Below are 22,408 nucleotides of genomic sequence, written 5' to 3' on the forward strand. Positions count from 1 at the left end.
CGCTCACCCTTAGGGGTGGTTTCAGGCCTGTTTCTGAGGCCATTCGGTGAAGGTGGCGGGGTTCGTGTTCCAGACCCCGGGGTTCCAGTCCTTCAGCAAGTCAGCCGTGGTATTGAGGGGGTCGTTGACCCCCAGCGAAGCACCGAGCCACAGCAACACGTCGCGCGCGCTGTAACCCAGTGCGTGTAATTCCTCAAGTGTTACAGCTCCGTCCCGTTTAGCCAACCGCGCACCCGTTGGCCCCAGCACGAGGGGCACGTGAACGTACTCGGGCGCGGGGTATCCCAACAGCCCTGCCAGGTACGCCTGCCGCGGCGCGGAGGACAAGAGGTCGTCGCCGCGCACCACCTGATCGATGCCCTGGTGGGCGTCGTCCACGACCACCGCCAGGTTGTAGGCGGGGGTGCCGTCGTTGCGCACCAACACCATGTCGTCCACCGCGCCCGTGTACGCACCCGCAAAGTAGTCGTGCACGGTGAATTCGCTCACGTCCGCGCGCAGTCGGATGGCCGGCGGGCGCTCTTGCCGACGCCGCTCGCGAGCCTCCTCGTTCAGCTCCCGGCACGTACCGGGATAGGCCCCGGGGATCCCGTGCGGTGCCGACGCCGCGGCGTGAATCTCCTTGCGCGTGCAAAAGCATTCGTAGGTCAGTCCGGCAGCCGTGAGACGTTGCACCTCTCGCGAGAACTGCGGAATACGGGGGGCCTGGTAATCAACGGGCCCATCCCAATCCAGACCGATGGCCGCCAGATCCGCGATATTGCGCTCCGCGGCGCCCTTCTTCACACGGTCCAAGTCTTCAACCCGCAGGATGAACTTTCGCCCCGTGGCGCGAGCGAATCCCCACGCGGCCAACGCGGTGCGCAGATTGCCCAGGTGAAGGTCTCCCGACGGTGACGGCGCGAACCGGCCGGCGGGCGGCAGAGCGGCGTCGTTGGGAGAGGGTTTCGGGGAGGGCGAGGCAGGGTGGGAGGCGAACACGCGGGTCAGGCTAGCATTGCGTAACCTCAATCGTTGGGTGGATGTGGAGGGGTTCGGGTCCGGTTAGGCTGTTCGGCATGGCACGCATCCACGAGCTGCGCGACGGCGTTCACGTGATTGGCACGGAGAACTGGAGGTTGAACTCCGGACTCATCGTGGGATCTCAGCGTGCCCTGGTGATCGACACGGGTGCGGGACCGCGCCAGGGTCGCGAGATCCTCGCGGCCGTTCGTGAGGTGACCAACCTTCCCCTCACCGTGGTCAACACCCACGCGCATTACGACCACTACATGGGTAATGCCGTGTTCCAGCGTGCCGGTGTCGAGGAATTCTGGGCGCACAAGGCATGTGCGGTGGCCATGCGGGAGCACGGCGACTACCAGCGCAGTTTTGTGGGGACTCAAGAACCCGAAATGGGAGATGCCGAGGGTCTGGATACCCAGCTCGTGTTGCCGACCAACACCTTGCCCGGCAACGGTCGCCGCCCCTCGCTCACGCGTATCGAATTGGGCGACAAGCCCGTGACGCTGTTCTTCTTGGGCCTCGGTCACACCGACAACGACGTGTGCGTGGGCGTGGAGGACATTGTCTTCTGCGGTGACCTGGTCGAAGAAGGTGCGGATCCCAGCTTCGAGGATTCCTACCCGCAACGCTGGGTGGAAACGTTGCGCTCACTGGCGACGCTCGAGCGCTACAAGGTTTTCGTGCCCGGCCACGGCAGCCCGGTGTCCAACACGTTCGTGCTGCAACAGGCGGACACCATGGCGCTCGCGGTCAAGCGCGCGGAACAGGCCGATCCCACCTCGGCGGGCACTGTGACCGCTTCCATGTTCCGGCTCCCGTATCAGGCGGGGGTGGCCCGGGTCTTCCTGGACCGGTTGGCCACCGTCAGGATAGAGACCGCAGCCAGCGCGCCACAGATCGCCAGCTCAGAGCAGCCGCAGCCGCAATCCCAAGGTATCCCGCAATAACGGTCGCCCGCCCCGCCCACGTGCCTGCCACTGCGGGCGATGGCATCAGCGCCACGGTCACGGCCAGACCGATTGCCAGCACCAGCAGCGTGATCACCGTGCCCCGGCGGGGATGCACCGGCGCACGATGGCCATGACCCGGTCCGTTGTACTGCGCGTACGGGTTCTGTTGGAATCCCGCGGGCGGGTATGGCTGCTGGGCCTGCGGGTACGGGGCGTTCACATATGGTGCGTTTGAGTACGACGCCGCCGCGGGGCCTTGGGTGCCGAAGCGCGGGTTTCCGTCTCCCCGGGGTCCTGGTTGTCCGATGCCTGGTTGGTGGGGGTTGTGCTGTTGCTGGTGAGATCCGGCGGGCGGGATGAATGCGCTGTCGCCGCGGTCCTCCCGTTGCTGAAGGTTCTCGCGACGGGCGTCCATCTTCTGTCTGACCCGGCGGTATACGTCGCTGGGGTGAGCTCCGGGACGGGACAGGGCGGCGTCGGCGAACCTGATGGCAAGGACCGCGAGCACACCCCAGGCGCCCACGATGAGAAGGGCGGCGGCGGCGTCGGACGGGCGGTGCCAGCCGTTCAGGACGGTGAGCATGCCGGTGATCGCGGCCAGGAACCATCCCCACGTGGCGGTCTTGGCGCGCAGATGCGGGGGCGCTACCAGCAGGAGCGCCACGAGGATCGTGGCCGTGGCCGTCGTATGCCCGGACGGAAATGAATTGTGGACGATCTGCTGAATGCCGTAATCGGGCTTTTCCAGGAGCACACGCTTGAGGAACTGTGTGGTGAAATTGGCGCCCAGGATCATGCCCAGTCCCGCGAGGGCGGGGATCCAACGACGCGTCCGGAAGGTCCACACGAGAGCCAGAACGGCGGCGGCGATCGATACCAATTCCGGTAGATGCTGGGCCGCGGCCAGGAAGATCCACGGGAAGAAGTCGTTGCGATCGGCCTTGGCCTGCGCGAGAGCCTCGTCATCCAGGGACTGACCCGTCATGGTCATGAGGCTGATGTAGGACGCGATGCCAACGCACACGCCCAACATGGCCACGGTCATGAGCGGACGGATCACGGAGCGGCGGGGCATGGAACGCGCGGGCGCGGGAAGGAATGACAACGGGCAGCCTTATCGGGGGAAATCGACGAGCGCGGCCGGATCCGGATGATCGGCCATCGCAATATCTTGCCACGGGAGGCTTTGGTGGGGCTGAGAGAGGGCGCTCCGGCATGAAGGGGCCCCGGCACGGGGTGCGTGCCGGGGCTCAAGCGGTCGTGTCTATCGGTTACTTGCGCTTGCGAGTGAATGCCGAGATACCGGTGATCTCGCGACCCACGATGAGTGCCTGCATCGAGTCGGTGCCCTCGTAGGTGGAGACGACTTCCATGTCGGTGAGGTGGCGGCCGATGTGGTTTTCCAGGAGGATGCCGTTGCCTGCGAGCATGTCGCGGGCGGTGCGGCACATGTCCAGGGCCTTGCGGGACGTGAACATCTTGACCATGGAGGCCATGGCGTCCGTGAGCTGGTCGTTCTCCGCCAGGTGGGCCATGCGGGTGCACATGAGCTGCATCGCAGTGAGGTCCGCGAGCATGGTGGCGAGTTTCTCCTGGACGAGCTGATAGTTGGCGATGGGTGCGCCGAACTGTTCGCGGTCCAAAGCATATTGCGCAGCGATTTCGAAGGCGGCCATGCCGTGGCCCAGGGCTTCCCATGAGGCGCCGCCTCGAGTGGCCTTGAGGACGCGGTTGACGTCTTTGAAGCTGTTGCAGTTCGGCAGGCGGTTCTCGTCCGGAACCTTGAGGTTCTCGATCACGATGTCCGCTTGGTTGATGGCGCGCTTGGCGATCTTGCCCTTGATGACTTCGGGACGGTAACCCTCGGGGTACTCGCCGTTGTCCTGCTTCTCGACCACGAAGGCCTTGACCTGCCCATCGGCCTCGTCACGTGCGTAGAGAACGATGACGTCGGCCGCGTGGCCGTTACCGATCCAGCGCTTGTGGCCGTTGATGACCCACTGGTTACCTTCCTTGCGGGCGGAGGTCTCCAGCGAGACGGAGTCGGAACCGTGGTCCGGTTCAGTCAGAGCGAAGGCGCCCGTCTTCTCTAGTGTGGCCATCACCGGAAGCCAGCGGTTGCGCTGCTCCTCGTTGCCGAGCATGTAGATGCTGCCCATGCACAGGTTGGAGTGCACGCCCAGGAACGTATTGAACGAGCCGTCAATGCGACCGAACTCGCGAGCCACGATGCCCGCGGTCTGACGCGAGAATCCGGGGCAGCCGTAGCCGGGAATGAAGGAGCCGATGATGCCCAGCTCGGGCAGCTTGGCGAACACCGGTTCCGGGTGTTCGGCGCGCTCCCAATACTCGTTGATGGTGGGCAGGATTTCTTTCTGACCGAAGGCCCTCACCTTGTCCCGCAGCTCAATGTCCTCAGGGGAGAGGTCCTGATCCAGGAGGAAGAAGTCGGGGTGATCGATGATGGCGGTCATGGTGGGCCTTTCGTTAGCAAGAGATGGATGAGGGTGACCGCTCCGTCGCGGTCTCGAATGTCAGGGTTGTTCAGTGATCAGCGCGGCAGCCAGGGCGTGACGCATGTGGTCGTCCAAGGGTTCGGGCTTCTGGGTGTCCGGATTGAGCTGGACGATCGCGGTTTCAGCCACCACGCAAGGTTTGCCGTTCTGGTGGAGTTCGTGGTGCACGGTGTAGGACGTGGACCCGATTCGCGAAATCCACACGTGCGCCCACAGTTCAGGCCCGTAATTGATGGGGCGAAAGAAGTCCACGTTGAGGGAGCGAACCACGCGAGGCCGCTCACCGTTGGGGAAAGTTCCCGTCCAATGCAGCGCGGCGCGCACACGGGCTTCTTCGACCAGGGTGATCGCGCGGGCATTGTTGACGTGCCCGTTGGCGTCCTGGTCTGACCAGCGCAGGTCGATCTCACGCAAAAACTTGGTGCCTTGCGCCTGGTTGATTTCAGCCATGACGACGGCGCTCCTCGAGCCAAGCGAGTACGCTCGCCTGATCCGCGCCCAAGGCCGGGGGTGCTTTGTCATACCCCACTGGTGTGCGGCTGAAGGACATGGGGTTCTTGATGGTCGGCACAGCCTCTTCGCCGGAGCCGGTCTCTACCACTGGGTTCAGCCCCAGGCGCTCCGCGTACTGCACGCCTTCATCGATATTGAGGATGGGCGCGCACGGAATGCCCTGGGCCTGCAATTTCGTGAACCATTCGTCCGCCGTCCCGGTGGACAGAGCTTCCACCAGCATGGGCCGAAGAATGTCACGGTGGTTGTTCCGGCCCTTCATGGTGGCAAAGCGTTCGTCCTCGGCCAGGTGGGCCACACCCAAGGTCTTCACCAAACGTGCGAACTGGTTGTCATTGCCCACGGTGATGATCAAGTCCTTGTCACTCGTGGGGAACGGACCGTAGGGGTAGAGGCTGGGGTGGTCATTGCCCAAGCGCTGGGGCACGTTGCCGCAGGCCGCATAGCCGGTGGTCTGGTTGACCAACCCGGACAAGGCGGAGGACAGAAGGTCCAGCTGCAGGTGCTGGCCCTGGCCGGACTGTGCACGTTCATGTAATGCGCCCAGGATTCCGATGGCGGTGTGCAAACCAGTGATCACATCGAACATGGCTACGCCTGCACGTTGAGGCGGCCCGTCCGGGTTACCGGTGACAGACATGAATCCTGACATGCCCTGCACCAAAAGGTCGTAGCCCGGCATGGTGCGACCGCCCTCGGTCCCGAACCCTGTGATGCTCGCGTGGATCACGTGCGGCCAGCGCTCCGCGACTGAAGCGGCGTCGAGCCCGAAGCGTTCCAGACCGCCCGGTTTGAAGTTCTCAACGAAAACGTCCGCGGAATCCACGATCTGATGAGCGGTCTCCAGGTCTGCCGGGTCCTTGAGATCCAGCACCACCGAGTGTTTGTTCCGGTTCACGGACAGGAAATAGGTGCTGACACCGTCACGGTGCGGCGGGATCCACTGGCGGGAATCGTCGCCACCGGGACCTTCGACCTTGATGACTGTGGCGCCCATATCGGCCAGGAGCATGGTGCAGTACGGTCCCGCGAGAATGCGGGTGAAATCAGCAATGACTACTCCGCTGAGAGGGCCCCGGGGAGCCTCGGTGGTTGGCAGCGTCATGAAGGTGACCTCTAAGGGTGGAATCGAATGTGTCTTGAACCACATAACCACCGCTATTAGGCTCTGTCTAATATAAATTACGTCCCCCGGTGATGCTCGAAACGCAATAAAGGCGGCAATTGATGGAAGTGCACCAGGCCAAGGCGTTCCTCGCGGTTGCCGAAGAGCTACATTTCGGACGAGCGGCTACCCGATTGCGGGTCGCCCAGCCCCCTCTGAGCAGACTCATCAAACAGGTCGAGAAAAGCTTGGGTGCGGAACTCTTCGAGCGCAGTACTCGTCACGTGGCACTCACCCCCGCGGGAAAAGCACTGGTCGAACCGGCCACGAGGCTGATGGCAACTTCTGAAGAAGCTAGGCAGGCCGTGAGAGACGCTGTGAGCGGCGAGACCGGGCGCGTGCGCTTGGGCTTTGCTGGGGCGTCTATCAATCACAAGGTCGGTGAGCTTGCTCGGCAGGTGAAGGCCAAACGGCCCGGCCTCATGCTGGATCTGCACAGTTCGCAGTTCTCGCACCTGGGCCTGGAACGGCTTCTGGACGATTCGCTCGATTTGGTCATCGGGCGCTGGGATTTCATCCCCGCCGAACTCAACTCCTGCATTCTCGCGTTAGAAGAGGTCATGGTGGTGCTGCCCAAGAATCACCGGTTGGCTCATCAGCCGCGCGTGAGTATGGCCAGCCTGTCCGAGGAATCGTGGGTCACCCTGCCGGGCGGAGCGGTATCGGCGCTCTCGAACCGTTTGAACTCATTGGCAATGAGCGCGGGATTCGTGCCACGTGTGGTGCAGACCGCCCCGGATTCCTGGACCCTGGTCGTGCTGGTGGGCGCGGAAATCGGGTGTGCAGTGAGTCTGGATTCTGTGCGCGACAACGTGTCATCTGACGGCGTGGTGTTCCTGCCGCTCGCTGAGGAGCAGCGCCCGCTGGAAGTCAGATTGGTGTGGCGGGCCTCGGACCGCAACCCTGCATTGCGATCAGTGATCCAGATCGCGCGCACGATGTTCGCCGAGGCCCGCCACACCGGTGAGCAGAACGCTCAGTCGTAGCTGTACCAGCCCTGCCCGGACTTTCGTCCGAAGCGGCCGGCCTCATAGAGCTCCTTGATGGCGGGCCGCGGGAGGCTCTCCGGATTTCCGGTTTGCTCGTACTCGGCCATACGGATCAAGTAAACGACGTCCACACCCACCAGGTCCATCAATTCAAACGGGCCCATGGGATGGCGCAGCGCGGTCTTCGCGGCGACATCGATGTCCTCGAAGTCGGCAATGCCCTCTTCGTAAAGCTTGAGCGCCTCGGTGCGGAGCGCACCCAGCAGACGGTTGGCCACGAAACCGGGGGTCTCCTGCTTGAGCTTCACGGGCTTCTTGCCGAAAGACTTGGCCAAGGCCACCGCCGTTTCGACCGTCTCAGCGGAGGTGTGCTCATTGGGAACCACTTCCACGCACTCCATGACCAGGGCAGGGTTGAAGAAGTGAAAATTGCAGACCTTGTCCGGGCGTTCGGTCGCATCGGCCACGCGGGAGGACACGATATTGGACGAGTTCGTGGCCAGGATCGCGTGCGGTGGGCAGATCTGGTCCAGCTCCGTGAACAGTTCACGTTTGATACCCAGATCCTCCACTGCCGCCTCGATGACGAAGTCCGTCTGGGCGGCGCTCCCATCGCGGTCGGTGGTGAATGTGAGCCGATCGAACGCGGCTGCCACGTCCTCCTGAGAACGGCGGCCCTTTTCGACATCGCGATTCATGCGGGATTCAAGTTGAGATTTGGCGCGCTCCACGTACTCCTCGGCGATGTCCACGAGGGCGGTGGTGTATCCGGCCAGCGCGGACACCATGGCGATCTGGGAGCCCATGGCACCGGCACCGATCACGGTGACGTGCTTGACGCCCTCCAGGGGATTGCTGTTGTCGCTCACGCTTCATCGTCCTTTCGCTGGGCAGCTCGGTAGTCGGGCGTGCGCTTTTCCAGGAACGCGTTGGTTCCCTCGACCTTCTCGGCGCTGCTGTACAGCACCGACTGCGCCAGGCGTTCCAAGAGGATTCCCGTGCTGTGATCGGCGTCGAATCCGTGGCGCACCACGGTCTTGGCCAGCTGAGTGGCCAACGGTCCCTTGGAGAGGATCGTCTGCGCGGTTTCCTTGGCCTTTGACATGAGTTCTTCGGGTTCGACGACGTCCGTCACCAGTCCCATGGTCAGGGCCTCTTGGGCTTTGACGCGCCTACTGGTCAGAATCATCTCGGTGGCTCTACCCACTCCCACCAATCGCGCCAGGCGCTGAGTGCCCCCTGCGGCCGGCATGATGCCCAGGCTGGTCTCTGGTAGGGCGAACTGGGCGTTGGTGGACGCGATCCTGATGTCACACGACAAGGCCAGCTCGTGGCCCCCGCCGAAGGCATAACCGTTGACCGCGGCGATGGTCGGCTTGTGGAACTGTTCGACCTTTTCGTAGACACCCTGCATTGCGGCGCGCAGGCCGTCCTTCGGCTTGCGGACGGCCAGCTCATTGATGTCAGCACCGGCCACAAAGGCCTTTTCGCCGGCGCCCGTGAAGATCACGATCTGAGCGTCGTCGTTGGCGGCCAGCTCATCCAAGGCCTGGGAAATTTGGCCGAGAACGGTCGCGTTGATGGCGTTGCGTACCTCGGGGCGGTCGATGGTGATCACGGCGATGCCATCCTGGATGTCCACCGTCACGGTGTTGTCAGCAGAAGTCACTGAGCGGGCTCCTTTTCTTCGGCTTGGGGAATGCGGGCTATTTGGCCGGTGTCCGGGTCAATCACCGGTGCAGGTTTCATGATGCGAACCACCACCGCAGAGACGACCACGATGGCCAGACCGATTAAGGTCACTACGAGACCGGGCAGGAACATCATGAATCCGCCCACTGCCAGTAGGACACGGAAGGGAATCGGGACCTGGCGGTCCACGAAGGACATCCAGCCGCCGATGGCCGCTGCCAGTGCATAGACGGCGATCAAGCTGAACACGAAGGCCAGGGCAACTTCTCCCGGGGGCGCCTGGGCAACCAGGGCGGGGTTGAGGGCGAAGCCGAACGGCACCACGTATTTGACCGCTCCGAGTTTCATGGCAGAGAAACAGGTAGCCATTGGCGAGGCCTTGGAGATACCGGCGGCAGCAAAGGCTGCCAATCCCACGGGCGGGGTGATGTAGGAGACCGAGGCCCAGTAGATGACGAACAGGTGTGCGGCGATCGGATCGACGCCCAGGGCGGTCACCGCTGGGACCATCACGATGGCCAGGAACACGTACGCGGCGGAGATGGTCAACCCCATACCGAGCACGAAACACACTGCTGCGCCGGCCACGAGGAGCAGTATGACGTTGTCGCCCACCAAGGCCACCAGGTCACGCGACAGTGACAGGGCCACACCGGTGGCGCTCAAGCCACCCAGGATCAGACCCACACCGGCAATGATGGCCACGATCTGACCGAGGGTCTTGCCCACGTCCACGCCCAGGTCGATCCACTGCGAGGGACCGAACTTCAGGCCGGGCTTGATCAATGCGATGACCAGCAGCAGACCGACTACCCAGAAGGGGACCTGGGATTCGGAATCTCCCACGAAGAGCATGACGGTCAGTAGACCGAGTGCGGCCAGGTACGGCCAGCCGGCGATCAGCGAGGCACCCGCACGGGGCAATAGGTGCTTGGCGGTGCCGCGCAGACCGCGCTGCGCGGCATAGCCGTCGATCTGGAAGAAGATGCCCAGGTAGTAGAGCAGGGCTGGGATCGCCGCGGCGATGAGGATGTTGGTGTAAGGCACACCCACGAAGGACACCATCAGGAATGCCGCGGTGCCCATGATGGGCGGGGTGATGGAACCACCGGAGGAGGCTGTTGCCTCCACCGCGCCGGCCACCTTGGAGCTAAACCCGGACTTCTTCATGGCTGGGATGGTCATGGGGCCGGTGGTCAGAACGTTGGAGACGGCCGAACCGCTCATCATGCCCATGGCTGCGGAGCTTGCCACGGAGACCTTGGCGGAACCACCGCGGTAGCGGCCGAAGATTGCCATGGACAGGTTGTGGAAGAAGTCCGCGCCGCCGGTGTGCTGGAGCACGGTACCGAACAGCAAGAAACCCACCAGGATGGTGCCAGCGGTCTGAAGCGGCAGCCCCAGGACACTGTCCGCGCCCATGGTGTGAACCTGGGCCAGTGTGGGCAGGTCGTAAGAGATGCCCTGCAGGAAGGAGAGCGGAATGGCACCGGCGAATAATGGGTACACCGAGAACGCGAAAGCAATCACGGTCACGATCCAGCCGGACCCGCGACGCAGAGCCTCCAGCACGATGATCCAGAACACGAAACTGAGCACGGTGGCCAGAGTGGGCGCAATGAACTGCCAGCCGTATTCCTGGATCTTCACACCGTTCACAGCGAAGTACCCGCACGTGCCAATGGTGACCAGAATCAGAAGGATGTCGTACCACGGAACTCCGCGAGCGGCGTCGGCGGTCTTGCCAGGGCGCGCTGCCGAGGAACCATCGCCGTCAGATCGTTCAGTAGTCTCTGCGCCCTTGGCCGGCTCCTTCTTCTTGACCAGCGGGGTGGCGATGAAAACGATCGGCACGAAGCACGCGATGAGCAGGTACAGGAACGTATTCGTCAGGACTGCCAGACCACCGATGTTCCAGAAGAACACCTGGTTCATGGTCAGGAGGATGCCGGCGACGGACAGCGCGATAATGACCCCGCGCCAGAAGGGGGTCAGGCGAGGGTTGTGGTCATGGAGCACGGCGTCGCCGGCGTGCGCGTGGGTATCGGCGAACGGATCCACATCCTGCGCCACGGACTGAGCGGATGGCTGACCGGCGGATTTGGCGGGTTGCTGGACGGTGCTCATGCCGCACCTCCGTTATCTGAAGAGTTGGGAAGGTCATCGATGGTGGGGAGCTTGGGTAGGTTCTCGCGCTTCCAATCGACCCACTTGGCGGGCACCTCGGGGTCGTTCTTATGCTGCTCCCAGAAGTCCGGCCAGGCCTCCGCCATCCGTTGTTCCCTGTCCAGCAGGGCGTCGTTGCGGGTTTGAAGGTCTTTGGTCCAGCGACCTTTCTCCTTGAGGAAATCGACCATGGCCTCGTGGAACGGGACCACCATCGGGTCCAGCAGGATTTGGTCGAAGGCGAAGTTCTTGGCGTCCGGGGTGGAGTTCTTGTAGTCCTCGAAGTACTTGTCCATCGCTGTGACCAAGCGAGTGACCTCGTCGTGGGGGCGCTCCGCCAGCGTGGTCAAGGGAATGGAGTACTGCATGTTGACGGCGGACTCGCCGTCGGCCATGCCCGCGCCGTCCGTGAAGCGACCGGGGATGACCATGGGGGCGAGCTCTTCCCAGGTTTCGTAGCGGGACTGGTCGTTGCCGCCCAGGTCCAGCCAGCGGATCGGGTACTGAGAAGCGAGTTCCTCCACGTTGGCGCCCACCACGTTTTGATACATGGCGTCCAGCTGTCCGGTCTTGACCGCCTCGATCTGGCCGCCGTAGGAGATGTCCACCATTTCGACGTCCGACCCGGTGAGACCGCCGTAATTGAGGATGGCCTCCAACTTGCGGTTCATGGACGTGCTGGCGACCAGGCGAGGGTACTTTTTGCCCTTGAGGTCGGCCACAGTCTCGATGCCGCTGTCCTTGCGAACCAGCACGCCGTAGTTGCCCGGGGGTGTCCACACCTGGCGCAGGGGTTGGGGTCCCCACTGTTCGGAGGCGAACTCGTCGTTACCTTCAAAGGCGTAGTAGTACTCGTCGCCTGCTCGGGAGTACTGAGCGGTGCCGTTGATCAGTGGAGCTAAGCGGCCAATGCCGGTGTCAGAGGTCATGAGTCGGATCTGGCGACCCGTTTTACCGGTCAGCGTATTGGCTACGGCGGCGAGGTCGTTGTAGGTGCCCGTGCCCACGTTGTAGGTGGACCACACGAGCTGTTCGGAGCGATCGGTGGCGCGGGGCCCCGAGGCGCAGCCGGAAAGTACGGCCAGTGCGGACAGTGACGTCATGCCCGTGAGCAATGAGCGTCGACTGATGGAACTAGGCATATTGCCTCCGTAGATCACTGTTGGAGAAGAACCGCTCGGCATGGGCGCGAGGATCAAAAGGCGCCGCGCGGTCGCGAAAACCGGCGTTGTCCATTCTTACCGTCATTGTGTGATGCGCAACACTACAGAGGGTGATTCATGTCTAACCGGTCATAATCTGATTCATGTGAGGCAATGGGCTTCGAATTGACCACGTTCGCTACGCCGGCGGAAACACCAACGTCCCACCCAGCGACACTGCCATGATCACCAACGTGGAGAGCAGCCCCAGGATCACCGGGCGTCCACCCACCTTCAGTAGAGATTTGAAATGCACGCCCAGCCCCAACGCGAACATGGCGGCAGCCAGTAGAAGGGTCTGCACAACTTGTAAGACCTCGAGAACTCCTTTTGGGAGAACCCCGGCTGAGCGGACCAGCATGGCGATCACGAAACCCACCACGAACAGCGGGACCAAGGGTGGGCGCTTGCCGGTGCGCTGCTCGCCTCTCCTGTTCATGTACACGGTGATGCCAGCGATGACCGGGGCCAGCATGAGCACACGGGCCAACTTCACAGTCACGGCAACAGCCAACGCACCTCCGCCGACGGCGCCACCCGCCGCCACGACCTGGGCCACCTCGTGCGTGGAGCCGCCGATCCACATGCCCAAGGACTCATCCGGCAAGCCCAGCAGATGCCCCATGAAAGGAACCAGCGGGATCATCAAGGTTCCGAAGAAGACCACCAAGGCCAGTGCTGTGGCCGTTTCCTCTTTACTAGCGCGGGCAGCGTCCTCCGTGGCCGCCACGGCAGCTGCACCGCAGATCGAGAATCCGGACGCGATCAGCAACCGCTGAGCCAAGCCGATGCCCATCAAGTGGCCGATCCACAGGGTTGCCCCGAAGGTCACGGCCACGGACATCAGCACTACGAGCAGCACGCCCGGCCCCAGATCGAGAATGGTCGACAGTGACAATTGGAAGCCCAGAAGGATGATCCCCGTGCGCAGCAGCTTCACGGAGGAGAAGTCCACGCCGGAGTTCAAGGTCTCCGGGAGCGGCAGCAGATTGCGCCACAGGGCACCTAACAAAATGGCGATCAAGAGGGCACTGAGTCCTGGAATGGCTCCCGAAACGAGCCAAGAAACGCCGGCAACCAGAAGGCAGACAGCTACCCCCGGAATGAGATGTGTTGTCTCCCTGACACTGCCGACCATGCCTCCGAACCTACCGCCAATAGCGCGGCGGCCTCCGGAGCTGGAGGCGTGGTTACTCGGCGGTCGCTTACGATGCACTGAACGCGCATGTCAGACCCTAATCGGTGAATGACCGGACTTTCTCACTCAGCCCCAGCCGCACGGTGGGCCACTCGCGGTCGATGATCGAAAAGACGACGACGTCGCCCACGTTTCCCTCCCGCCGTACACCGTGATTGCGCAGTACCCCGTCCTGCTTGGCGCCGGGTGAACCCGACCTTGTAGAGATCGTCTTCCGCAATGGCCTCCGCCAGCTCGAGAGCGTGCTCAATTGTCAACGGTCCGAGATTGACCAAATCTCCGCTGAGGTGCGCCCTCGTGACCGGCTGCGAACGAAGGTGCTTTCTGAGCTAGTTCATTGGCGAACAGTGGCAGTCCCGCCTGGGATAGTCCGTGAAGATATTCACCCCAAGTTATCTTCGGATTACGCATATCTGTGACCACTTCATGAGCGATCGCGCACACCGTTGGAGTGTCTAAGTCCAATTGATCGAGGAGGAAGTCATCGGGAGATCTAACCCCAATGTCGTAAGGCCTGAGCGAGGTGGCGGGGAAGTCTTTCCCATTGAAAGTAACAATGAGCTCAGCACCTGCTCGCACCGCAGCTGCCAGCACGTGCCGGTCCTTGAGATCGTTGGTCATGCCTGGCACTAAGCTCTCGTAGTTCTCTACAAGAGCGTCGGGGAAGAAGTTCCGCATGGCGTCTACTCGCCTGCGGGCGCTTGATGGCTCCTTGCTGAGCTTCCCTACCAAGTTACGCTCTACCTCGTCCAAAATTTCATCCGACCAAAGCGGCCTGAACTGTTTGGCTGTTGCTAAGCGAAGGAGTAGATCTGTGATTGGCATCGGGATCAGCACACAGGCATCGAGTACCACTGGAAACGACATAATCGGTCACCGAGTGGACGAGTCTGTTGGAGTGTCGAAGTAGGTGCCGTCGTTCGCTGCTTCTTGGGTCGCCAGTCGGAGACCTTCGCGACGTCGTTCCTCTAGATCTTTTTCGTAACCAACGAGGTCAGTCAGAAGCACTCTGCGATGCCTGCCAACTTTCGTGAAAGGGATGTCACCTTGCTCCAACAGCTTTACCAACGTTGGGCGGGAGATCCCAAGGTGATCGGCGGCTTGTTGGGTGGTCAGCCTTGTGTTGGTAGGCACCACAGACACGCCTCGATCGTTGGCGAGCGCGTCCACCACGTGAGTAAGCAAGAAGTAGACCTCTGCGGGGATCTCCTGCTTGTCGCCAGCGGGGGACACAAGGTAGGGGATCTGCCTGTCTTTCGCGGCGGGAGTGCCATCGAGGAATCGAGAAAGAGCCTTGAGCTCTTCCTTATGCGCAGGGCTGGGCGCCACGGTTGATCGTTCCTGGGCGTTGGTTGTCATGACTCCAGTGTAGTAAATAATCGAAATATTCGAAACGGTACCCGTGGCCCTAACTAGCCTCCCCACGCAACCGCTCATACAACCCGTTAGCCAGCAGCAGCGACACCAACTCCCGCTGTCCCAGCTCCTGCAACCGCTTAGAGAACTCGGCCGACCCCATCTGCTGGGACCACACGCCGTCCCCGGACCGCTCCACCAGGTGCGGTGAGAACGCGAAGTCCGCCTTGGTGTTGTTCCGCGCCTGCATCTTGAGCTTCTCGTCTTCGGCCACGATGGATGTGTACTGCTCCATACCAGCCACCAGGAACTGTTCCCCGAGTTCCAAATCCCCGAACAGTTCATTGACCCTCTCGATCAACTCCGCCTTGGCAGCCCGCTTCCGCTCCTGCTCGCGCTTCATCCCGGCTTCGGTCATGCCCTGCAGTCCAGAGGCCTCGCCCTCTTGGAGCTTCAAGTCAGCCTCGCGCTGCTTCTCCAGCCGGTAATGGGTGAGCACCACATCGTCGGCGTCCACGATTTCCCGCGCGCCCGAATCCAGCTCCGAATTGAGTCGACGCGCTAGCAGATCCGCGAATACCGACAACTTCAAGTAGTACTCGTCGCCGAAATTCAGGATCTGCGAGAAGAACGCGTAGGCCTTCACATAGTTGCTCAGCAGCGAACGGAACTCCTCGAGCTGCTGGCGAGCCTCGGCGTCGTCCTCATAAATCGCGCGCTCCCACTTGTGCATGAATCGCTCGACCGCGGGGTCCATGCCCGCCGAGAGGCCACTGTGCTTACCCCGCACCTTGGTCCACGCGCTCCACACTTGGTTGACCTCGCCACGCGTGTAAATGCCCGAAGCATCCAGCTTGGTCATCTGCTTGGCCACCAGGTCCGGATCGGACGCGGTCTCGATCTCGGCTTTCTCGTAGTACTCCTGGAACGCCTCGAGAATCTTCTCCGGGTCGTTGGCGAAGTCCAGCACGTACGTGTTGTCCTTGCCGTCCGCCCGGCGATTCAGACGGGAGAGCGTCTGCACCGCAGCGATTCCGGACAGCTGCTTGTCCACATACATGGCAACCAGCAGCGGTTGATCGAATCCGGTCTGGTACTTGTTGGCGACCACCAGGATGTTCTGGTCGTCCTGCTTGAACAGCTCGGCCAGGTCCCGCCCGTGGCGCTCGGGGTTCATGGACGATTCCGTCACCTCGGGCACCTCCACACCCGGGAGAGCGGAGACATCTGGGTCCGGCAGTGACCCCGAGAACGCGACCAGGGTTTTCAGCGGCAGGTTTTCCTGCTCAATGTGCTTCTGGAACGCACGCTGATACCGCACCGCCGCCGCGCGGGAGCTAGTGACCACCATGGCCTTGGCACGCCCGCCCAGTTCATGACGCACCGTGTTCTGGTAGTGGTCGATGATCACCCGCACCTTGGAATCCACGTTGGTGGGGTGCAGCTCCACGAACCCGATGTACGCGCGCGTTCCCTTGCGCACGTCCACTTCGGTTTCTGTTGACGACGCCGCTGCCTCCCGCTTTCTACCCTCCGGCACGTTTTCAAGGTCGGCGCCTCGCAGGGCGATGCGAGCGGCCAATTCGTACGAGGTGTAGTTCTTGAGCACATCCAGGATGAAGCCCTCCTGGATGGCCTGCTTCATCGAGTACAGGTCGAACGGTTGGGGTTTGCCGTCCCCATCCTTGATGCCAAAGAGATCCAAGGTCTTGGCTTTGGGCGTGGCGGTGAAGGCGAAGTAGCTGATGCGCTTGCCGTCATCGGCCTGGGCGGCCATCTGTACTAGCGCATCCTGGTCAGCGCCGGGTTCCAGCTCGGTGTCCTCGCTCACCTGCGCTGCCGAGGGGTCGTTCAGATACAACAGGTCCTTCACCGACGACGCCGCCGCGCCCGTTTGCGACGAATGCGCCTCATCCGCGATCACAGCAAAGCGTTTACCCGCGAAGGTGCCGCCTTCTTCGCGGATCTTGGACAACGCGTAGGGGAAGGTCTGCAGGGTCACGCCGATGATCGGCACGCTGGCCGTCAGTGCTTCAAGGAGCTTCTTGGTTTTGGAGCCCTCGTTGCCCGACGTAATCGGTTGGAACTGGCCTGTTGTGTTCACAAGCTGGTCAACCGCGTCCTGCAGCTGCCGATCCAGGACCTGACGATCCGCAATCACGAAGACTGTGTCGAAGACCTTCTCGCCCTCCGCCGTATGGAGGCTGGCCATGCGGTGAGCAGTCCACGCAATAGAGTCGGTCTTGCCTGAGCCGGCTGAGTGCTGAATCAGATACTTGTTGCCAGGTCCGTCCTCGCGAGCTGCCTGGGTCAAACGCGTGACCGCACGCCACTGGTGGTAACGAGGGAAGCGGATCTGGGCCTGAGCGGTTTCCCGCCCCGTCTTGGGGTCTTTCTTCTTCTCGTGGTTCGCATAAACGAACTTGGTCAGGATGTTGATCCAGGTGTCCCTGTCCAAGACCTCTCGCCAGAAGTAGGAGGACTTTGCGCTGTCAGGACATGGAGGGTTTCCTGCTCCGTTGTTGTGCCCCTTATTGAAGGGGAGGAAGAACGTCTCCCCACCCTTGAGATCAGTGGTCATGTAGACGTCGTTGTCGGTCAGCGCGAAATGAACCAAAGCGCCGCGGAACGAAGTGAGCAGCGGCTCGCCTGCCGGGACGCGATCAACCTTGTACTGCTGGATAGCGTCCTGAAGCGACTGCGTGTAGTTGGTCTTGATCTCGATGGTTGCCATGGGCAGACCATTCAGAAACAGCACTAGGTCGATGCGGTCTGCTTTCTTCATGGAATAGCGGACTTCTTGAACTATGCGTAGGCGGTTCTTGGCGTACTTGTCCACGATGTTGGGATTGCGATCATCTGCCGGAGGCATCTGGAGCATTTTGAACTGGCGGGCACCGGGAACCGAGAATCCCTTGCGGAGGACATTGAGGACGCCGCCGCCGTCCTTCTCTGGCTGCTCTAGTTGACTTGCAATGCGGTCCAGGATGCGGCGTTCCCCTTTGGCCCGGATCGAATCGTTGTCGGTATTCGGAACGATGCGGGCGAAGTTGTCCGGATCGGTGTCCTTTAGCCAGTCCAGGACATCCTCGGGGAACAGCGCCCGCTCCCTGTCATAGCCCGAGGAATTGGGGGAGTGAAGCCACCCATGATCTTCGAGGTACTCAGCGATCTCCCGCTGCAGCTCTATCTCCTGGTGCAGTGCGTTCACTAGGACTCCTTGTATAGACCCTGAGCGATGTCGTCTTCGAGCTGTTCTGCTGCAGGTTTGTTCTTTGCTGTGACGTCGATCTGACCCGTGACCGCAGCTGTGATGAGTGCGGCGCGGCGTTCGCGGGCGAGGGCGATCGCCTGCGCAGCTTCGGATGACAGGACTTCATGTGACTGCCAAAGATCGTCAAGAGAGTCGGCGGTGCCTCGTTGTTCGTCCAAGGTTGCTATGGGTATGGGGGTGCGGGCGACCTTTTCTGCGGTGAAATGAGGCATGGAGGCCACCGACGATACTGTCGTTATATATCCACGGTGACGCAATAAAATCAACGCGTAGGTGAGATAACGCCCGTCATTATCGAGTGTTGGGCGTACTCGAATGATGGAGTTCTGAAAGCCAGTTTCAGGTAGGTCTTTGGGGACGAACGCCGCGCGCCCATATCCACCGACACCGCCCTCAACGACAACGACATCTCCCTCTCTGAGGTCCAATGCGCGCTTTTCGTTCGTAGTAAAACGCATCTTCTTCATGTCGTCCAATTTGAGCCATCCCATTGGTTGGACATTGGCTGCTCTCAGGTAGTCCAGATGTAAATCATCGCCTGACGCAGCCTTTGTGTCGAGCATCTTTCCTAGAGATACGTGTCCAAACCGCTTAAGTGGGGCCAATTCATGTTTCAAGAGCGAGCTATCATGAAATATGCTTGGGTATCGAATTTTAGTTCCCACGCTAGCCATTCGGTGCTCAACGAGCAGTTCAATAAACTTTTGTTGGTCATTGATGAAGGCATCGATTTCGGCGGTCTCCTGGTCGAGGTAGTCCGCGATCCTGCGCTGGACTGAAGGGGCTGGTAGAGGGATATTGATAGATGAAAGATCGGCTTGGTTCAATTTATCCCGAGTCGACCCTTTGATATAGAGACGATAGTCTACTGCATTAAGTGCGAAGCTGATAAACCGGTGATCATTGCCGCCTGTCGCACGTAAAACGTGTACATGGTTATTGGGCCAGATGGGTTCATTTAATGAAAAAGCGACGGGTCGGTCTTTGTCTAAGAATGGGGCCCCATCTTCCCCGATAAGAATTATTTTTCCGTCCACAATCGGCGTATCTACATGATCTACGACGCTATTAGCGCCCCAGTAAGGAATCGAACCCGGGCGCTCGGCTCGTTCTAACGCATTCAAGGGAACCCGCAGATGATCCAGATTGGAGGTAACTCGCCGAATAGGTGCCAACGGAAATTTAGGCGTGGTTGGGCTGTTCATCGCTTCACCTCTTCCAGCCGCGCACGGATACGTCCAAGAACCTCATCGAGATCACGGTCAATCTCTTCCAGCGGTCGCGGGGGTACGTACTCGTAGAAGTGCCGAGTGAACGGAATTTCTGCACCTTCTCGAGTTTTGGATTCGTCGATCCATACATCAGGAACGAAAGGCTTTACCTCACGTTCCAGGTACTCGTGGATGTCCTGATCCCAGGGAACGTTCTCGGTATCCCGCAGTGTGGAGTCCGGCTCTGGCTTGCGAACCCGGTTGAGCACGACCTCGCCATCCCCATCCCGTTCGCTGAGCTCGTTGACGACTACTTTGAGAACCGCTGGTTTCAGGGCGAGGCCCGCTTCATTCAGCACATCCGTCAGGTGCTTGCTGAAGCTATCTCGGTTGGTGAAGGCCTCACCGGACGAACGCTGGGACTGGAGGTCGAGGGCGGAACGGAGCGAAGCGGCGTCGTCGGCGGGGAGCTTCGCGATCTGTTTGGCGGCCATAACGCGCTCGATGCGGTCGGCGGTGTAGGCGAAGTTCAACTTGAGGGGACGCTCGACCGTGATGGTGCGGTAGAAGAAGTCCTCGGTGCGGAAGATCTTGGATCGTTTGGATTCGGCGAACGCGTCGTAAAGGGTGGCGATGTCCTCAATGTTTTGTGGCGATAGTTCCTTGCGCTTGGAACCAACGGATTTGCGCATCTTAACGAACACGTCGGTGGCGTCGATGAGCTGGACCTTGCCGCGGCGTTCCGGGGCCTTGTCTTTGGACAGCACCCAGATGTAGGTGGAGATGCCGGTGTTGTAGAACATGTCCGTGGGGAGGCCGATGATGGCTTCCAAATAGTCGTTGTCGAGGACCCATTTGCGGATGTTCGACTCGCCTGAGCCTGCGCCGCCGGTGAATAGTGGGGAGCCGTTGAGGACAATGGCCGCGCGGCCAGCAGCAGTTTCCGGTTGGCTGGCGTTGGGCTCGCGCATCTTGGAGATCAGGTGCATAAGGAAAAGGAGCGAGCCGTCCGAGACGCGGGGGAGGCCCGGGCCGAAGCGGCCGCTGAACCCGGCGAGTGTGTGTTCGGACTCGACTTCTTTGCGGTTCTGCTTCCAGTCCACGCCGAATGGCGGATTGGAGAGGCAGTAGTGGAAGGTGCGGTTCTCGAACGCAGGGTTGGTGAGGGTGTTGCCCAGGACGATGTTGTCGATGGGTTGGCCCTTGACCACCATGTCCGCCTTGCAGATGGCGTAGGACGCGGGGTTGATCTCCTGGCCGAGGAGGTTGACCTGAGCCTGGCTGTTGAGTTTCTTGATCTTGTCGTCGGCGACGGAGAGCATGCCGCCGGTGCCGGCGGTGGGGTCGTAGACCTCACGGATCACTCCGGGCGTTGAGAGGTCTTCCTCGCCGTTGAGGAGGAGCGTGACCATGAGGTCGATGACTTCGCGCGGGGTGAAGTGCTCACCGGCGGTTTCGTTGGAGGCCTCGGCGAATTTGCGTATCAGTTCTTCGAAGATGTGGCCCATCTTCTCGTTGCTGACCGCATCCGGGTGGAGGTTGGCCTTGGAGAAGTGCTGGAGGATCTGCAGAAGGAGGTCGTGGGAGGCGAGGTCCACGATGGTGTCCTCGAACTTGTACCGCAGGAAGATGTCCCGCACGTTGCTCGAGAAGGCGTTGACGTAGTCGCGGAGGTTCTCTTCAAGGTTGTCTGGATCGCCTTGCAATGACTTGAGGTCATGCTGGGATCGGTTGAAGAAGCTGTAGGGGTGCTGTGCTCGGTTGCGGAGCATGGCGATGGGCGGCTCGGTGTCCACATAGGTGGGGCCGATGGCCTCAAGGACAGCTTCCTTGGTGGGCGCCAATACGGCATCCAATCGGAACAGGACCGTGAACGGCAGGATGATGTCGCCGTACTCGTGCTGCTTGTAGGTGCCGCGGAGGATATCTGCGGCACCCCAGATGAAGGATGCGTGGTTGAACACTGTGGATCGCTGCCTTACTTGGTGGTTCGGGGGTCAGAAGGCAGTCTATGAGCCTTTTGCTGCAGGGTTCAGGCACACGCTTACGTGTCAGGTTCGCTCGCCTTGGAATGGCGGCTTAGCCAAGGCCGTAGTTTCCTTTCGCTGTAGGCAGATTCAAGCGGCTTTGCAAGAAGGGCGGAACGCAAAATGCACCTGGTCAGATATTCGGGTTCTCCAGGGTCGACCGGACAATTTTCGCAATGTCATCGGCGCTGTAATCGGGTCCGAGTTCGATCTTTATGTCACGCCGAGTTGGGTCGTTCGGACCGCCTAAGGTGATGGCTATGTGATTCCTCGCGTCAGGGGCCAGGGATTCGCCGGATTTGAACCAGTGCGTCATCCGACTCACGATGTAGTGCACAGAGTGAACTGCTTCGGAGGCTATAGCACCAGCAAGGCCTGGGGACATAGCTTCGAGGTAAAACCAGGCGGATACGATCTCCTGCAACGGCTCCGTGCCGCTAGTTGCGCTGCCGACCCCAGTCGTGGGTGGTCTGAGGCCGTCATCCTCGAACTCTTCTCGAAATTTTTGTGTGACTGGGCCTGTGCCCATGATAAAAAACTGTCCTTGAAGTTCCATTCAGATTCTCCCTTCAGGTCAATTTAGCCCTTGCAGTTATAAGAGCAATGGAGTTTTTGCCTAGATATTCATTATTATTCTAGCCCCTTGAAGTGACACAGAGTTGCAACTGGAACTCCATTTACTGATCAGAAATTGATTCGGTGGTACGGGGGGTGCTTATGCAGTTGGTGTTGCGGCACTGGGCGTGACTCGCAATGTGGCGGTATCAGACTCCGCAGGGCCGTTGGAGGACATGAGCGACAACCCGTCGCTCTCAATTACTTACCAGTCTGACGATGAAGTACTGATCGTTCCTCAGCTTGCAGAAGTATCGATGGGAGCCGTGAACTATGCGCACCACCTCGTGGATGCGATCAAAGTGGCTCGCAGAAGCTGGTATCAGCGCCTTAGTAGACGGTGGAGTTCAAACGCGTGGAAACTTCTCGATATTCTAGCTCGCCGACTGGGACTCAACAGTGCCATCGCAGCAGAAGAGCTTGGGGTGAAACGGCCGCATGTTTACCCGCCACTGAACGCGCTTGTAAAGACAGTCTTCGCGAATTCAGAGGTAGTGCACGCTTTGTGGACGCCTCGAGGACGTCATCT

The 22,408-nt window shown here is 60.8% G+C and carries 18 protein-coding genes; 2 read left to right on the forward strand and 16 right to left on the reverse strand.

The window, feature by feature from the left end; genetic code table 11:
* Positions 1–21 precede the first annotated feature (21 nt).
* Entirely contained in the window at positions 22–924 is a 903-nt protein-coding gene (gene gluQRS, locus RF638_RS07105) for a tRNA glutamyl-Q(34) synthetase GluQRS (protein ID WP_095796651.1), read from the reverse strand.
* A gap of 134 nt (positions 925–1,058) precedes the next feature.
* On the opposite strand from gluQRS, the gene RF638_RS07110 reads away from it, so the two are divergent.
* On the forward strand, positions 1,059–1,952 hold the full coding sequence (locus RF638_RS07110) for an MBL fold metallo-hydrolase (protein WP_095796485.1): 894 nt from the start codon (positions 1,059–1,061) through the stop codon (positions 1,950–1,952).
* Here RF638_RS07110 and RF638_RS07115 read toward each other — a convergent pair.
* The 4 genes from RF638_RS07115 to RF638_RS07130 form a co-directional block, all read right to left on the reverse strand.
* The gene (locus RF638_RS07115; protein WP_368629456.1) at positions 1,870–3,060 is read right to left on the reverse strand and encodes a phosphatase PAP2 family protein; all 1,191 of its coding nucleotides are present in this window, start codon (positions 3,058–3,060) and stop codon (positions 1,870–1,872) included. The genes RF638_RS07110 and RF638_RS07115 overlap by 83 nt on opposite strands.
* Positions 3,061–3,226: 166 nt before the next feature.
* Positions 3,227–4,429 (reverse strand): acyl-CoA dehydrogenase family protein, encoded by a 1,203-nt coding sequence (locus RF638_RS07120; RefSeq protein WP_368841657.1) that lies wholly within the window; start codon positions 4,427–4,429, stop codon positions 3,227–3,229.
* 60 nt (positions 4,430–4,489) lie between these two features.
* Entirely contained in the window at positions 4,490–4,921 is a 432-nt protein-coding gene (locus RF638_RS07125) for a thioesterase family protein (protein WP_368629455.1), read from the reverse strand.
* Positions 4,914–6,089 (reverse strand): CaiB/BaiF CoA transferase family protein, encoded by a 1,176-nt coding sequence (locus RF638_RS07130; RefSeq protein WP_368841658.1) that lies wholly within the window; start codon positions 6,087–6,089, stop codon positions 4,914–4,916. Before RF638_RS07130 ends, RF638_RS07125 begins: the two co-directional genes overlap by 8 nt.
* A gap of 122 nt (positions 6,090–6,211) precedes the next feature.
* Here RF638_RS07130 and RF638_RS07135 point away from each other — a divergent pair, with 122 nt between their 5' ends.
* Positions 6,212–7,135, forward strand: coding sequence for a LysR substrate-binding domain-containing protein (locus RF638_RS07135; protein WP_368841659.1), 924 nt, complete (start codon positions 6,212–6,214; stop codon positions 7,133–7,135).
* Here the strand turns inward: RF638_RS07135 and RF638_RS07140 are convergent.
* From RF638_RS07140 to RF638_RS07190, 11 genes are all read right to left on the reverse strand, one after another.
* Positions 7,126–8,007, reverse strand: a complete 882-nt coding sequence (locus RF638_RS07140; protein ID WP_256382220.1) for a 3-hydroxyacyl-CoA dehydrogenase family protein — start codon at positions 8,005–8,007, stop codon at positions 7,126–7,128. The genes RF638_RS07135 and RF638_RS07140 overlap by 10 nt on opposite strands.
* The gene (locus tag RF638_RS07145) at positions 8,004–8,807 is read right to left on the reverse strand and encodes an enoyl-CoA hydratase/isomerase family protein (RefSeq protein WP_095796490.1); all 804 of its coding nucleotides are present in this window, start codon (positions 8,805–8,807) and stop codon (positions 8,004–8,006) included. Before RF638_RS07145 ends, RF638_RS07140 begins: the two co-directional genes overlap by 4 nt.
* Entirely contained in the window at positions 8,804–10,957 is a 2,154-nt protein-coding gene (locus RF638_RS07150) for a TRAP transporter permease (RefSeq protein WP_095796491.1), read from the reverse strand. Before RF638_RS07150 ends, RF638_RS07145 begins: the two co-directional genes overlap by 4 nt.
* Positions 10,954–12,138, reverse strand: a complete 1,185-nt coding sequence (locus RF638_RS07155) for a TAXI family TRAP transporter solute-binding subunit (protein ID WP_368841660.1) — start codon at positions 12,136–12,138, stop codon at positions 10,954–10,956. The genes RF638_RS07150 and RF638_RS07155 overlap by 4 nt, the downstream gene beginning before the upstream one ends.
* A 199-nt stretch (positions 12,139–12,337) precedes the next feature.
* Positions 12,338–13,336, reverse strand: a complete 999-nt coding sequence (locus RF638_RS07160) for a YeiH family protein (RefSeq protein WP_368841662.1) — start codon at positions 13,334–13,336, stop codon at positions 12,338–12,340.
* Positions 13,337–13,642: 306 nt separating this feature from the next.
* Positions 13,643–14,263, reverse strand: coding sequence for a PIN domain-containing protein (locus RF638_RS07165; RefSeq protein ID WP_368841663.1), 621 nt, complete (start codon positions 14,261–14,263; stop codon positions 13,643–13,645).
* A 6-nt stretch (positions 14,264–14,269) separates the two neighbouring features.
* Positions 14,270–14,755 carry a helix-turn-helix domain-containing protein gene (locus RF638_RS07170; RefSeq protein ID WP_031272988.1) on the reverse strand — a complete coding sequence of 162 codons (486 nt, stop codon included), beginning with the start codon at positions 14,753–14,755 and terminating at the stop codon, positions 14,270–14,272.
* 49 nt (positions 14,756–14,804) lie between these two features.
* Positions 14,805–17,963 (reverse strand): type I restriction endonuclease subunit R, encoded by a 3,159-nt coding sequence (locus RF638_RS07175; protein ID WP_368841664.1) that lies wholly within the window; start codon positions 17,961–17,963, stop codon positions 14,805–14,807.
* Positions 17,963–19,231 carry a restriction endonuclease subunit S gene (locus RF638_RS07180; RefSeq protein WP_368841666.1) on the reverse strand — a complete coding sequence of 423 codons (1,269 nt, stop codon included), beginning with the start codon at positions 19,229–19,231 and terminating at the stop codon, positions 17,963–17,965. Before RF638_RS07180 ends, RF638_RS07175 begins: the two co-directional genes overlap by 1 nt.
* Positions 19,228–21,201: an N-6 DNA methylase gene (locus RF638_RS07185; protein ID WP_368841668.1), complete on the reverse strand. Its 1,974-nt coding sequence runs from the start codon at positions 21,199–21,201 to the stop codon at positions 19,228–19,230. The genes RF638_RS07180 and RF638_RS07185 overlap by 4 nt, the downstream gene beginning before the upstream one ends.
* A gap of 196 nt (positions 21,202–21,397) precedes the next feature.
* Positions 21,398–21,820, reverse strand: coding sequence for a hypothetical protein (locus RF638_RS07190; protein WP_368841669.1), 423 nt, complete (start codon positions 21,818–21,820; stop codon positions 21,398–21,400).
* Positions 21,821–22,408: the final 588 nt, after the last annotated feature.

The sequence above is a fragment of the Kocuria sp. CPCC 205235 genome, assembly GCF_040980905.1.
GTDB classification, from domain to species: domain Bacteria; phylum Actinomycetota; class Actinomycetes; order Actinomycetales; family Micrococcaceae; genus Kocuria; species Kocuria carniphila.